Genomic DNA, 13,849 nt, shown 5'->3' on the forward strand with positions numbered 1-13,849 from the left:
GTCAAAATCAGCTTAATTACCATACAAACAAACCGTATTGGGTACAAATAAAAAAAGGGCCCTCAGGCCCTTTATCAGTCAGCGGGATATCGCTTACGCCATATAGTGCTCTGGCAAGGTTTCTATCGCCGCCACACCCGAGTCGATAGCCGCTTGCGCTACCGCCTTGGCTACGTTTGAGAGTAGACGTGTATCCATCGGCTTAGGGATGACATACTCTGGGCCAAATGTTAACTCAGAGACATCAGGATAAGCGGCCAATACGGCGGCAGGTACTGGCTCTTTGGCCAATGCCGCAATCGCATGCACTGCGGCAATCTTCATTTCATCGTTAATTTGCGAGGCGCGCACATCCAGCGCACCGCGGAAAATAAATGGGAAGCATAAGACGTTGTTAACTTGGTTAGGATAATCACTGCGACCCGTTCCCATGATCAGATCTTTACGCACGTCATGGGCAAGCTCGGGTCTGATCTCAGGATCTGGATTAGAACAAGCAAAAATCACTGGTTTGTCGGCCATTAACATAACATCGTCAGCGGTTAATACATCTGGACCCGATAGACCCAAGAACGCATCGGCTCCTTTGATCACATCTTGTAAGGTACGTTTGTCGGTGTTGTTGGCAAACAGGGCTTTGTACTCGTTAATATCTTCACGACGAGTATGGATAACCCCTTTACGGTCAAGCATGTAAACGTTTTCACGCTGCACGCCACACTTTACAAGCATGGTCATACAGGCAATCGCGGCTGCGCCAGCGCCCATACAAACAAAAACCGCTTCTTCCAGTTTTTTGCCTTGGATCTCTAGTGCGTTGATCATTCCCGCCGCGGTAACAATGGCTGTACCATGCTGGTCATCATGAAATACCGGTACGTTACAACGCTCGATTAGGGCCTTTTCTATTTCAAAACACTCTGGCGCCTTAATATCTTCAAGGTTAATACCACCAAAGGTATCGGCAATGGCCTCAACGGTATTAATAAACTCTTCCGTTGTACGGTGTTTCACTTCAATATCTGTCGCATCGATATTAGCAAAATGTTTGAACAATAATGCCTTACCTTCCATTACAGGTTTTGACGCCAGCGGTCCAAGGTTACCTAGGCCCAAAATTGCCGTGCCGTTAGAGATAACTGCCACGGTATTTCCTTTAGCGGTAAAGCGATAGGCGTTATCAGGGTTGGCGGCAATTTCACGGACAGGTTCCGCGACACCAGGGCTGTACGCCAACGCCAGATCCATACTGGTCTCGGCGGGCTTGGTCAGGCTAACTGCGGTTTTACCTGGAACGGGGAACTCATGGTAGTCAAGGGCTTGTTGACGAAAATCGGCCATCTTAATAATCCTGAAAAGTGCGACAAGTTAAATCTTAGAGTGAGGTCTTACGCCCTACTATCTCAGCCTGAATCAAACAGAGCTAAGCTGTAGCGTCGTTAGAGGCTAAGATACTCGAATCAACCCACTTTTTAAACAAGATATTAGAAAATTTCAGTTTATTATGTCAGCAAACAGGCTAAGGCTCATTTTGCAAACTTATCTGGGATGGATGATAACTGATCATCTGCCATTTTTTGTAGGAATAATACAACTCTCCACGCACAATTACGCGGCTTTGAAGCAAGTCCAAGGTCAAAATGTTGTTAAATTTACCAGATTCTTCTCTACGTATGCCTACATAAAATATTTCATCGATAATGAGCCACAAATATTGCCCTTTTGTTTCAAAACCGGTCACAGTACCAGCCACCTCTCGCCAACGGTTCAAATCATCTCGGTTAAGTTGCTCAACGCGCTTCGCTTGATAACTAGGATGGCGCCATAACCCCTGCTTTGTTGCTCTGGCTTGGCGCTCTAATGTGTCGAAACATTGCCAAAAGTAATCATTGTGATACACCCGGCTTTTAGCATAGCCATGATTAAGCAGCAACTCTTGCAAATGCTCGCCCGCTTGAGTGAAAACATAAGCTAAGGTTCTACCGTGGGGATCTAAACGTTTGCGATCGAACGCTAACTGTAACGTTTGTCCGGCCTGAACCTGTTGCAGTAAAAACTGACGTGCCTGATTGGCAAACGGCTCAGATAATTCGGGATATTGCGAGTCTATTTCTGGTGCATCGACACCAATAAGCTGTACCTGGCGATCATCACTGAGAACTAACGTGTCGCCATCGATAACATGACTGAGTGTCACGGTTTCATCGAATTGGGTGGGCACACAGACACTGGGCTGGGCTGCAAAACAGTAGCAGGGCAATAAACCGCATAAGACGAGTAGGTATCTGCTGTATCTGTTCATCTATAATCATATCCTTCGATTAACGGTTCACTTAGATAGCCTGAATTCAGTATGACCATTCATGAATTGAAATCGATAATGGCCCAGGCTGCTTTATATCAAACTGACCTTACATACTGTCAGGGTTTAGCTTACACAACAATCCATAATCAGCCGTTAATCATCCAAATCGCAGGCAACAAAAAAGGCACCATTAAGGCACCTTTTTTCACGTTCATTGCAAAAGTAATAATTACTTCTTGCCAAGTGCGCCGAAACGCTTGTTGAACTTGTCGATACGTCCGCCAGTATCCATAACTTTCTGGGTACCAGTGTAGAATGGGTGACATGCACCACATACGTCCAAATGCAGTGGCTTACCTGCAGTTGAGTTTACTTTGATAACGTTGCCACAAGTACAAGTTGCAGTGATTTCTGCATAATCAGGATGAATGCCTGGTTTCATTGGGATTACCTCAAGTTAAAGGCCATGTCGCTCTTCCAACCCGAAGTCGGACACCACATGCAGTTAATAGAATATTCAGGCGCGAGATAGTACAGGATACGACCAGGAGATACAAGCATAGGCTGCACCTATCAGAGTAATTATCATCATGACCGTTGTACTCGCCATCCTGCCAGGCGCAGCATTAACCTCTGTATTGGCTCACTTCTAGACTCAGGCAGTCAATAGAGCTTAGCTTACATGGCCTCAAATATCTGCTGAGCTTGCTTGGCATCGCGATAACGCTCCTTCACGCGATGCGATGGGCAACGCAGCACCACGTCGGCGCGCAGACCATGGATTTGACCTCGATTAAATGCATTGGGATTGGCATCAAAAATCGCCAACATGGCGCCGTAAGGGCTCAGTTGCCATGGCTTGGCGTAGGCACTGCCAATACGCCATAGGGTTTGCTGCGCATCGTAGTTTAGCTGACAATCGGCCTGCACTAAATCTGCCGCCACATCCCCTTGCGGGGCATTTTGCCGAGCCTTGGACTGAGCTTTTAATGGCTTTGAGGATTGCGTGGTTAGCGTATTGCTTGCCACCAGCGGCTTGGCTGTGATGCTTGGCTTAGACTGAGCCGGGAAATGCGCTGAGCGAGCAGCATCAAACAGTGTAATCCGCTTAACCTCGCGCCACTGGTTAACGTGATACTCCTGCACAATCAACTCGGCACTGGCGTCGGTCACATCTTCAAGACCGGTGAGTTGCAACATAAAATTATTCACCGGTGTAACCATTAAACGTTCTTGTCCACTTTGCTGCGCCACCACAAACTGCAATTTGTCGACACTAGGCTGGTCGGTCACTATGTTAAGTTTGAGCTTAGGATTGAACCCAAGATTAAATTGCACTTGATTAATACTCACGTGAGTCACTGCCGCCCAGCCAAAGTGGCTTACCGATAGCTGCGCGAGTAATAGGAGGTACATCAGAGTTTTCATAGCCACATTTTTATAGTCAAAAACCGTACAACTATTAAGCACAAATCCTGCTAACGATTCAATCTATTTATCCACTGCAACAGGGACCACAACGCCACTAAGCTCCCGAAAACATGGTAAAACCGCCGCCAAGAAAAGATAGTGGTAGCCCTAACGATGTACGCTGGTTACACTTGTTCTACCTTAAGTTTGCTTGTCTGGTTTTATGTCTGTGTTTGTCGAAGTTGCCCTGCCCGTCCCACTACGCCAAAACTTTAGTTATCGCGTCAAAGAGAGCGACAGCCCTCTGGCGGTCAAAGGCGTGCGCGTGAAAGTTCCATTTGGTCGTCAGCAACTTATAGGCTTAGTCACAGGGGTAACTGACACCTGTGATTTAGCGCCGCAGCAGATAAAATCGGTAAGTGAATTTTTAGATACTGAGCCACTGCTGCCCGACTCTTTATATCAACTGACTCAATGGGCGGCGCGCTACTATTTTTGCAGTGTGGGCCAAATGCTCTCCCAAGCCCTGCCGGTCGCCTTACGAAAAGGCGCACAGGTTAGCGCCGAAAGCACCCGTTTTTGGTGCCTAACCAGCGCAGGGCAAGCTGCCGATCTCGACACCTTAAAGCGCGCGCCAGCCCAACGCAAAGTGATGCAACATTTGCTGCAAGGTGAGCTGACTCAAGAAGAATTAAACGCGCTCGAACTGAGTAAACCCGCGCTAAAAGCATTGCAGGAGCGTGGCTGGATAACCCACCAAGACAGAGCCAATCAACTCGACCTTAGCTGGCGCGACAACTTAACCCTCGATGAAGAGCCCCATAAGCTCAATCCAGAGCAGGCAATTGCGGTGGCAACCCTCAACCAGCAAACAGGCTATCACTGCACCTTACTCGAAGGGATCACCGGCTCGGGCAAGACAGAGGTCTATTTAGCCTTGCTAGAAACCGTGCTCAAACAGGGGAAGCAAGCACTCATTTTAGTCCCCGAAATTGGCCTAACACCGCAAACCATCAGCCGTTTTAAGCAACGTTTTAAGGTGCAGGTCGCGGTGATCCACTCAGGATTGACGGACAATCAGCGCCTTAGCGCCTGGCGACAGGCTCGCGCGGGTGAAGCGGCCATCATTATTGGCACGCGCTCGGCGCTGTTCACCCCGATGCGTTATCCCGGCATTATCATCTTAGATGAAGAGCACGATAGCAGCTTTAAACAGCAAGAGGGGGTGGGCTATCACGCCCGCGATTTAGCCGTGATGCGTGGCCATTTAGAAAAAATCCCCGTGTTACTTGGCAGCGCCACGCCGTCACTGGAAACCCTGCAAAATGCCCTTAGCGGTCGCTACCAACACCTAAGCTTAGGGGAACGCGCCGGCGCGGCCGAAAAAGTGCGCCAAGGCATTATCGATATTCGTAATCAGCCGCTCAAAAATGGGCTGTCTCATGCGCTACTCAATGAGATGCGTATTCACCTCGATGCGGGCAATCAGGTGCTGCTGTTTCTCAATCGCCGTGGATTCGCCCCCGCCCTGTTGTGCCATGAATGTGGCCACCTGCATGAGTGTGATCGCTGTGATGCCTTTTTTACCGTGCATCAATCATTGGGCGAAATTCGCTGTCATCATTGTGGCAATCAGTACGCCATACCGCGCCAGTGCCATCAATGTGGTAGCACCATGTTGATGGGCCAAGGGGTGGGCACAGAACAATTAGCCGAAGCGCTGGCGAAAGAGTTTCCCCAATATCCTGTGGTGCGCATCGACCGTGACACCACCAGCCGCAAAGGGGCGCTCGAGGGTCATCTCAATGCCATCCACAAGGGGGAATATAAAATCTTGGTCGGTACCCAGATGCTGGCAAAAGGGCATCACTTTCCCGATGTTACCTTAGTGGGGTTGCTGGACGTAGATGGCGCCCTCTTTAGCGCCGATTTTCGCGCGCCAGAGCGCTTTGGCCAGCTCTATACCCAAGTGTCGGGACGCGCAGGGCGAGCCAGCAAAGCTGGCACGGTATTATTACAGACCCATCAGTGCGATAATCCCATCTTGCGCGAGCTGATGCACAAAGGTTACGGTGAGTTTGCTCGGGGTCAATTAGAGGAGCGCAAGCAAGCCTTGTTACCGCCAGCATGGCACATGTTGCTGCTGCGCGCCGAAGCCCATCGCGCCGAAGATGCTGATGAGTTTTTACAGCAGATTGCCGCTATCTTACCGCAAAATGAGCAGTGTGAAGTGATAGGCCCAATGCCTGCACCCATGGACAAAAAAGCGGGCAAATTTCGCCGCCAATTGATGTTTCAAACCAAAGAGCGCAGCCTGCTACAAAAGTCGTTCGAGGTCGCGCTACCACAAATCGAAGCCTTACCCTTGGCCAAAAAGTGCCGCTGGAGCTTAGATCGCGACCCGCAAGATCTGTTGTAATAAAAAATATGCCAAATAGCACATAAAATTCATGCCAGAGGATAGCAATTAGCCACCACTAGCGGCTAAAATGTACGGTTATCCCTGAATCTTTTTATCTTTAAGTAACTGTCGATTAAACGCCAATGAAATCACATATTCAATCTTTGCTCGAACAAGCCATTCAGACCCTAAAGCAGCAGGAGATCGTGCCTGCCGATTTTGAAGCGCGCATTCAAGTCGACCGAACTAAAGACAAAACCCACGGTGATTTTGCCACTAACTTAGCCATGATGTTGACTAAAGTGGCGCGCAAAAATCCGCGTGAGTTAGCCCAGCTGATCATCGACAGTTTGCCGCAAGACAGCCAAGTGGCTAAAGTGGAAATTGCAGGGCCGGGCTTTATCAACTTCTTTATTGATGACAATGCCTTAGCCACACAGCTAATGACAGCGCTCAAAGACGATCACCTTGGCGTGGTACTTCCCACCCCACAAACTGTGGTGGTTGACTACTCGTCACCAAACCTTGCCAAAGAGATGCACGTAGGCCACCTACGTTCAACCATCATTGGTGACAGTGTGGTACGCGCACTGGAATTTCAGGGTCACAAGGTGATCCGTCAAAACCATGTTGGCGATTGGGGCACCCAGTTCGGCATGTTACTGGCTTACATGGAAGAACTGCGCGCCGCGAAAGGCGAGCAAGCCAAAATGGAACTGTCAGATCTTGAAAGTTTCTACCGCGCCGCCAAAGTGCGCTTCGATGAGTCAGAAGAGTTCGCCATCCGCGCCCGTAAGCTGGTGGTGGAACTGCAGTCAGGCGATGAGTACTGCAACAAATTATGGCGTGAGTTTAACGACATATCCTTAAGCCACTGCCATCAAGTATATGAGCGTTTAGGCGTGAGCCTGACTCGCGCCGATGTGCGCGGTGAAAGTGCTTACAATGACGATTTAGCCCAAGTTGTGGCCGACCTTGACGCACAAGGCCTATTGTCTGAAAGCAATGGCGCTAAAGTGGTGTTCCAAGACGAATTTAAAACCAAAGAGGGTGAGCCGCTGCCGGTGATCATCCAAAAAGCCGATGGCGGTTATCTGTACGCCACCAGTGATTTGGCGGCGATGCGCTATCGCTCAAATGTGCTTAAAGCCGATCGCGCGCTCTACTTTGTCGACCTGCGCCAAGGGCTACACTTCCAGCAAGTGTTTAATTTAGCGCGCAAAGCCAACTTTGTTAATCCGAACATGAGCCTTGAGCATATGGGCTTTGGCACCATGAACGGCGAAGATGGCCGTCCATTCAAGACCCGCTCCGGTGGCGTCGTGAAACTGGTGGATCTGCTCAGCGAAGCAGAAACGCGCGCATTAGAATTAGTGCGCAGCAAAAACCCAGATATGGATCAAGCTGAGCTGGAGCAGATCGCTAAAGTCGTGGGCATCAGCTCGGTCAAATATGCCGATCTGTCGAAAAACCGTACCAGCGATTACATCTTCAGCTTTGAGCAGATGCTCAGTTTTGAAGGCAACACCGCACCTTACCTGCTTTACGCCTATACCCGCGTAGCCGGTATTTTCAAGCGTGCCGCCGATATAGACTTAAGCGATGCCAGCATCACACTTGAGCATGACAAAGAGAAAGAGCTTGGCACTAAATTGGCCCAGTTTGGCGAAGTGCTTAATCGCATGGTCGACAAAGGTCAGCCCCATGCCCTATGTGGTTACCTGTTTGAGCTTGCGGGTGCATTCTCAAGCTTTTATGAGGCCTGCCCAGTCCTTGCGGCCGATTCAGAAGCCGAGAAGAAGAGCCGTTTACTCTTGTCGCAACTTACCGCCAAAACGTTGAAACAAGGTCTAGATCTATTAGGTATCGACACCTTAGAGCGCATGTAACGAAAGGCGGTAACATGAGCAATCGCGACTACGCCAACAGAAAACCGGCCAAAAAAGGCCGGTCCCGTGGTGGCCGAGGAAAATCGGCTACCCAAGCACCACGACGCTTACCGATATTGCTGACCTTAGTGACAGTCGCCCTACTGGGCGGCTTTAGTTATTTTCTCTGGAGCATTAACGATAGCGCCGACGAGCAAGCGCCAGCCCCTGTGGTTAAACCGGCAATTCAACCTAAGGTTGAAAAGCGCGATCCTAACGCCTTGCCGCCCAAACCCAAGGAAGAGTGGACTTATCAGCGCGAATTAGAAAATAAACGCGTTGAAGTCGATATTCCAGAGCAGACCCAACCGACTCGTCCCTATCAGATGCAGTGCGGCTCCTTTAGAAAAGAAGCCCAAGCCAATGAGATGAAGGCGATGATAGCCTTTCAAGGACTCGAAGCCCAAGTGCGAAGAGTAGAAGGCAGTAGCGGCATATGGTACAAGGTGGTACTTGGTCCTTATGATCGTAAACGCATGGCTGAAAGGCAGCGCCATGTGCTACAGCGCGGTGGCCTCAACGGTTGCCAGATTTGGTTTTGGGAAGGCAGTTAAGCCTCTATTAACTGAAACGGGCCTAGTGCCCGTTTTTTATTGCCCCCCTTTTTTGGCCTGCTGTAAATGATGAAAAATACCGCAACCGCACGCAGTTTCAGCTTAAAAAACGGCAAACGCTAACAACGGCCACTCACTTGCCTTGAATTTTTAACGGCCGTCCCCCATATCTTAAACATTGTCCACCGATGGGTTTCCTACCCCTCGGCTAGAGAAGAGGAAATATCGTGACCACAATCGTTTCAGTACGTCGCAACAATCAAGTTGTCATTGCCGGTGATGGCCAAGTCTCACTGGGAAATACAGTGATGAAAGGAAACGCAAAAAAGGTTCGACGCCTTTACCATAATAAAGTCCTCGCCGGATTTGCTGGCGGTACTGCCGATGCATTCACCTTGTTTGAGCGCTTCGAAGCAAAATTAGAGATGCACCAAGGACACCTGATGCGCGCCGCGGTCGAAATGGCCAAAGATTGGCGTTCAGACAAGGTGCTACGCAAGCTCGAAGCCCTATTGGCCGTAGCCGATAGCGAATGCTCATTGATCATTACGGGTAACGGTGACGTAGTGCAACCAGAGAACGATCTGATTGCCATCGGCTCAGGGGGTAATTTTGCCCAAGCCGCGGCCACGGCGCTGCTTGAAAATACCGAGCTCAGCGCGAAAGAGATCGCTGAGAAATCGTTAACTATTGCCGGTGATATCTGCGTGTTCACCAACCAATTCAAAACGATAGAAGAACTGAATTACTGATCTTGAGCTCAGCTCGAAATCAATAACCAATGCAGCATGCATTAAGGGAAAACTATGTCTGAGATGACTCCTAGAGAGATTGTTCACGAACTGGACAGTCATATCATTGGCCAACAAGCGGCAAAACGCTCTGTCGCCATTGCCCTACGTAATCGCTGGCGCCGTATGCAGCTTAACGAAGATCTGCGCCAAGAGGTCACCCCCAAAAATATTCTGATGATCGGCCCAACCGGTGTCGGTAAAACCGAAATTGCTCGCCGTTTAGCCAAGCTGGCCAAGGCGCCTTTTATTAAGGTGGAAGCGACTAAGTTCACCGAAGTGGGCTATGTGGGTAAAGAAGTTGAGCAGATCATTCGCGATCTTACCGACGCCGCAATTAAGCTGACCCGCGAAGAGCAGATGACCAAATGCAAATTCAGGGCCGAAGAAGCCGCTGAAGAGCGCATTCTCGATGCATTATTGCCTAAGCCTAAAGAAGATTGGGACAGCGAAAGCAAAGATGACTCGGCCACGCGTCAGGTATTTCGCAAGAAGTTACGCGAAGGCCAGCTAGACGATAAAGAGATTGAAATTGACATCTCAGCGCCGCAAGTGGGTATCGAAATCATGTCGCCTCCCGGCATGGAAGAGATGACCAATCAGCTGCAAAGCCTGTTCCAAAACATGGGCCCAGGCGCCAGTAAGCGCCGCAAGATGCCCATCAAGGAAGCTTACAAGCTACTTATCGAAGAGGAAGCCGCTAAGCTGGTCAACCAGGACGACCTAAAAGAGCAAGCCATTGAATTGGTTGAGCAGCACGGCATTGTGTTTCTTGATGAAATTGACAAAATTTGTAAGCGCGGTGAATCATCAGGCCCTGATGTCTCACGCGAAGGGGTACAACGTGACCTACTGCCGCTGGTTGAGGGCTGCACTGTCACTACAAAACATGGCATGGTAAAAACCGACCATATTTTATTTATCGCCTCTGGTGCATTCCAGATGTCTAAACCGTCAGATCTGATCCCAGAGCTGCAGGGGCGTTTGCCGATCCGTGTCGAACTGCAAGCGCTATCGGCCGATGATTTTAAACGCATTTTGACCGAGCCGCACGCCTCGCTCACCGAGCAATACGTAGCGCTTATGGCAACCGAAGGCGTTAAGATTGAGTTTACCGAATCGGGTATAGAGCGCATTGCTCAAGCTGCATGGCAGGTTAACGAGCGCACCGAAAACATCGGCGCACGTCGTCTACACACTGTGATGGAGCGCCTAATGGAAGAGCTCTCTTTTGAAGCGTCGGATAAATCGGGTAGCAGCACCATTATCGACGCTGACTACGTTAATGCACACCTGGATAACTTAGTACAAGACGAAGACTTAAGCCGCTTTATCTTGTAATACTTAGGGGCCTAGGCGGTATCACCTAGGCCCCCTTTGTATAAATCTAAGTATTATTGCTCTTTACCTCACATAACAAGGCCAATCAGATGTCTGTAGAAAGCCCCAAGGTCACAGGACTAAAACTCAAGCGCAAGTCTCGCCTATTAGAAGTCAGTTTCGATGATGGCAACACTTACGCGTTAAGCTGTGAACTACTGCGAGTGTACTCGCCATCGGCAGAAGTCCATGGCCACGGTAATCCTGTGCTGGTCACCCATAAGAAAAACGTCAATATCGATGCCATCACGCCCGTTGGTAACTATGCGGTCAAAATTGTCTTCGATGATGGTCACGATACTGGCTTGTTCTCTTGGAAAGTCTTGTATGACTTAGCCACCAATCAGGTGTCATTGTGGGAAAACTATCTCGCCAGACTGCGCGCCGCCAAGGCAAGTCGCGAACCTATGATTGATATGGCCGTTAAATACCATAACTAGGGTCTGTTGACCCTATTTTCAATCTAAGCAAGAGAAACCCGCTGCGTGTCAAAACTCAAAGCCGATGTGTCTATCATCCAAGCAGGCATTTTCAGTCAATGGGATGACGAAAGTGACGCTCTGCCTAAATTTATGAAAGCCACTGTGCATGTGCCTGCCATCCTAGATATCGAATTTGGCTTTGTGGCGCAAATAAAAAAAGCCAAGAATCAAAAACTCAGATATTGCATATATCATCCCGATATTCCTGACGATAAAGGTAATGCCCGCCCACCTTTTGAAGGTGACGTTTTCGTCGCATCTAATGACTGGACATTCTACCTCGGTGACACAATCTGGGCACCTGAACACAACAAAGTGGGCAAGTGGCGCATGACCTTAGCGCTAAAAGATAAGGTGGTCGCCGACAAGACATTTTACGTCCACTTACATGATGAACAGAGCCAAGTCAGTGCCTTTTGGAAACATCGCGGCTATTAATTCCCACCCAAAAACGCCTATTCCAGCGACTCTTAGAGCCTTAATCCCGCTTATTTTGTGAGCCAGGCGGATATTTTGCACATATTGCCGTCAATGCGGACTTATGTCCTCTAGCCATTTTAAAGCGGCCATTACTATCGAGAATAATCATTTACAGAGGATTATTCATGACTGCACATATCAATGGTAAAGTGGGCGACTTTGCCGAAACCATCATCATGCCTGGCGACCCACTGCGCGCTAAATATATCGCCGAACACTACCTCGATGACGCCAAAGAGATCACCAACATTCGTAATATGTTGGGCTATACCGGATTTTATAAAGGCCAGCGTATTTCAGTCATGGGACACGGCATGGGCATCCCTTCAATGGTGCTTTACGCCCATGAACTGATCGCCGAATTTAATGTTAAACGCATTATTCGTGTCGGTAGCCTAGGAGCAACGCAACACCACGTTAAGATTAACGATGTGATCCTAGCGCAAGCAGCAGGCACTGACTCACCCACCAATGCCAAACGTAGCAGCGGCTACCAAATGGCGACCTCAGCCACATTCGACTTACTGCATAAAGCCTACACTATCGCCCAAGAGAAACAGATCAGCGTGAAGGTAGGTAACATTTTCAGTGGTGACATGTATTACGACCCAGATGAAGACATGATCCCTGCCCTAGAACGTTTTGGGGTACTGGGCGTCGATATGGAAGTGGCCGGTTTATATGGCTTAGCGCATCACAAAGGCATCGAATCATTGGCGATTTTAACGGTATCCGATCACTGCTTAACCGGTGAAGAGACCACTGCCGAGGCGCGCCAACTGACATTTAATCAAATGATTGAGCTGGCATTAGCAACCGCTCATCAGTAACACCACTAGGCATGAAGGTTAGCTTCATGCCATTTAGGCGCGCTCATTATGAGCAGCATCAGCAAATTAGGACGTAAAAAATGAAAAATAAAATATCCTTAACCTTGCTCAGCTTTTTAGCCAATTTTGTCATGGCAGGCTTCGCAACCCAATTTGGTATGTTGATAGAACCGATAGCAAACAAATTTTCAGCTAACGTTAACGAAGTCGCCTCTATTTTCTCCCTGCTCAATGGCGGTGCCCTCGCCGGCACCATAGCAGCCTTTTTCTTAATTGAAAAAATAGGTGTCAAACGCATCACCTTAATCAGCTATGTCACTATTGCGGCCAGTGCAGCGGCCATGCACTTCACCAGCTCATTGAGCGTCGTCATGCTTGCCATGACCCTGATTGGGTTATGCGGTGGTGTAGGGCTATGTATTGCTGGCACCATTGTGGTCTCGGTTTGGAAAGATAAAATCCAAAGCACCATGCTTGTGGTGCAAGACGCCACCTTTAACGTGGCAGGCGTGGTGTTTCCGATGATCACCACTTACGCATTGAGCAATGCGTTATCATGGAGTTACAGCTACCTTGCTGTCGGTATTGTCGCCCTTGGTACCGCATTTGTGGCCTTATTAACCAACTTTTCATTGTGTGAAAGCAGCAATGAAACCACTGGGGCTAAAGATGAGTCTGAATGGAACCTTGGGATCATCAGCGGTGGCGTAGGCTTATTTCTTGGCATGTTGGCGCTGTACACCTTCCTAACTTGGGCGCCAATGTTTGTAAAAACCAAGTTCGACATCCCCTTCGAAGACGCTGGCAATATCATTACTCAATATTGGTCTGCTGCACTGGTTGGTGCCTTGGTCTCAACTGTGATTGTGTCGCGGGTCAAAATCCAGCATTTCGTGATGGGGATGATAAGCCTCGCCTTGATCATCACCAGCTTGATTGTGACCACAGACAACTTGGAGTCGATTGGCTACCTAACTTATGGTTACGGCTTTGCCTGCGCCGCCTTGTATAACGCCTTTATTGCTTATGGCGTTTCGTTTGTTAAAACTGCCAGTAGCCGCAATGTGTCATACATTTTAATCAGCGGTAGCGCTGGCGCCATGTTTAGCCCCGCCATTAGCTCGCTATTTGAAAGTGTTATCGGTCTGCAAACCGTGATGTATGCGATTCCGGTAATTTACGCCTTAATCATCACCATGTTAGTGGTTTCAAATCGTCAGCAAGTCGGGTTAACAGCCCAAACGAATTAATCTTAAGCCGTACTTGATGGTAAACTTAGGCCCCGAAT

At 48.9% G+C, this 13,849-nt stretch carries 13 protein-coding genes; 9 read left to right on the forward strand and 4 right to left on the reverse strand.

Annotated elements, in window-relative coordinates; genetic code table 11:
• Positions 1-93: 93 nt before the first annotated feature.
• The 4 genes from AC5YB1_RS17645 to AC5YB1_RS17660 form a co-directional block, all read right to left on the reverse strand.
• On the reverse strand, positions 94-1,341 hold the full coding sequence (locus AC5YB1_RS17645) for a malic enzyme-like NAD(P)-binding protein (RefSeq protein WP_494520228.1): 1,248 nt from the start codon (positions 1,339-1,341) through the stop codon (positions 94-96).
• A gap of 178 nt (positions 1,342-1,519) precedes the next feature.
• On the reverse strand, positions 1,520-2,302 hold the full coding sequence (locus AC5YB1_RS17650; protein ID WP_494520229.1) for a thermonuclease family protein: 783 nt from the start codon (positions 2,300-2,302) through the stop codon (positions 1,520-1,522).
• A 232-nt stretch (positions 2,303-2,534) separates the two neighbouring features.
• The gene (gene rpmE / locus AC5YB1_RS17655; RefSeq protein WP_110455686.1) at positions 2,535-2,747 is read right to left on the reverse strand and encodes a 50S ribosomal protein L31; all 213 of its coding nucleotides are present in this window, start codon (positions 2,745-2,747) and stop codon (positions 2,535-2,537) included.
• 236 nt (positions 2,748-2,983) lie between these two features.
• Positions 2,984-3,733, reverse strand: a complete 750-nt coding sequence (locus tag AC5YB1_RS17660; RefSeq protein ID WP_494520230.1) for a FimV/HubP family polar landmark protein — start codon at positions 3,731-3,733, stop codon at positions 2,984-2,986.
• A 205-nt stretch (positions 3,734-3,938) separates the two neighbouring features.
• Here AC5YB1_RS17660 and priA point away from each other — a divergent pair, with 205 nt between their 5' ends.
• The 9 genes from priA to tsgA all read left to right on the forward strand — a co-directional run bounded on the left by priA (position 3,939) and on the right by tsgA (position 13,811).
• Entirely contained in the window at positions 3,939-6,134 is a 2,196-nt protein-coding gene (priA, locus tag AC5YB1_RS17665; RefSeq protein ID WP_494520231.1) for a primosomal protein N', read from the forward strand.
• A gap of 125 nt (positions 6,135-6,259) precedes the next feature.
• Positions 6,260-8,005, forward strand: a complete 1,746-nt coding sequence (argS, locus tag AC5YB1_RS17670) for an arginine--tRNA ligase (RefSeq protein WP_494520232.1) — start codon at positions 6,260-6,262, stop codon at positions 8,003-8,005.
• Positions 8,006-8,019: 14 nt separating this feature from the next.
• Complete coding sequence (locus AC5YB1_RS17675) at positions 8,020-8,598, forward strand: SPOR domain-containing protein (RefSeq protein WP_494520233.1); 579 nt, start codon at positions 8,020-8,022, stop codon at positions 8,596-8,598.
• A 227-nt stretch (positions 8,599-8,825) separates the two neighbouring features.
• Entirely contained in the window at positions 8,826-9,350 is a 525-nt protein-coding gene (gene hslV / locus AC5YB1_RS17680) for an ATP-dependent protease subunit HslV (protein ID WP_494520234.1), read from the forward strand.
• Positions 9,351-9,404: 54 nt separating this feature from the next.
• Complete coding sequence (hslU, locus tag AC5YB1_RS17685) at positions 9,405-10,730, forward strand: ATP-dependent protease ATPase subunit HslU (protein ID WP_494520235.1); 1,326 nt, start codon at positions 9,405-9,407, stop codon at positions 10,728-10,730.
• 89 nt (positions 10,731-10,819) lie between these two features.
• Positions 10,820-11,209 (forward strand): gamma-butyrobetaine hydroxylase family protein, encoded by a 390-nt coding sequence (locus AC5YB1_RS17690; protein ID WP_475515649.1) that lies wholly within the window; start codon positions 10,820-10,822, stop codon positions 11,207-11,209.
• A 45-nt stretch (positions 11,210-11,254) separates the two neighbouring features.
• Entirely contained in the window at positions 11,255-11,689 is a 435-nt protein-coding gene (locus tag AC5YB1_RS17695) for a DUF3859 domain-containing protein (RefSeq protein ID WP_494520236.1), read from the forward strand.
• Between the two features lie 167 nt (positions 11,690-11,856).
• Positions 11,857-12,561 (forward strand): purine-nucleoside phosphorylase, encoded by a 705-nt coding sequence (deoD, locus tag AC5YB1_RS17700; RefSeq protein WP_110455677.1) that lies wholly within the window; start codon positions 11,857-11,859, stop codon positions 12,559-12,561.
• A gap of 80 nt (positions 12,562-12,641) precedes the next feature.
• On the forward strand, positions 12,642-13,811 hold the full coding sequence (tsgA, locus tag AC5YB1_RS17705; protein WP_494520237.1) for an MFS transporter TsgA: 1,170 nt from the start codon (positions 12,642-12,644) through the stop codon (positions 13,809-13,811).
• Positions 13,812-13,849 lie beyond the last annotated feature (38 nt).

Source organism: Shewanella sp. 433 (genome assembly GCF_059338565.1).

Excerpts from the sequence above, each read along its gene's own strand:
- AC5YB1_RS17690 (WP_475515649.1), top strand. The coding sequence starts at position 10,820 with ATGTCTGTAGAAAGCCCCAAGGTCACAGGACTAAAACTCAAGCGCAAG.
- AC5YB1_RS17675 (WP_494520233.1), top strand. The coding sequence starts at position 8,020 with ATGAGCAATCGCGACTACGCCAACAGAAAACCGGCCAAAAAAGGCCGG.
- AC5YB1_RS17660 (WP_494520230.1), bottom strand. The coding sequence starts at position 3,733 with ATGAAAACTCTGATGTACCTCCTATTACTCGCGCAGCTATCGGTAAGC.
- hslU (WP_494520235.1), top strand. The coding sequence starts at position 9,405 with ATGTCTGAGATGACTCCTAGAGAGATTGTTCACGAACTGGACAGTCAT.
- AC5YB1_RS17650 (WP_494520229.1), bottom strand. The coding sequence starts at position 2,302 with ATGAACAGATACAGCAGATACCTACTCGTCTTATGCGGTTTATTGCCC.
- rpmE (WP_110455686.1), bottom strand. The coding sequence starts at position 2,747 with ATGAAACCAGGCATTCATCCTGATTATGCAGAAATCACTGCAACTTGT.
- deoD (WP_110455677.1), top strand. The coding sequence starts at position 11,857 with ATGACTGCACATATCAATGGTAAAGTGGGCGACTTTGCCGAAACCATC.
- argS (WP_494520232.1), top strand. The coding sequence starts at position 6,260 with ATGAAATCACATATTCAATCTTTGCTCGAACAAGCCATTCAGACCCTA.
- priA (WP_494520231.1), top strand. The coding sequence starts at position 3,939 with ATGTCTGTGTTTGTCGAAGTTGCCCTGCCCGTCCCACTACGCCAAAAC.
- tsgA (WP_494520237.1), top strand. The coding sequence starts at position 12,642 with ATGAAAAATAAAATATCCTTAACCTTGCTCAGCTTTTTAGCCAATTTT.
- AC5YB1_RS17645 (WP_494520228.1), bottom strand. The coding sequence starts at position 1,341 with ATGGCCGATTTTCGTCAACAAGCCCTTGACTACCATGAGTTCCCCGTT.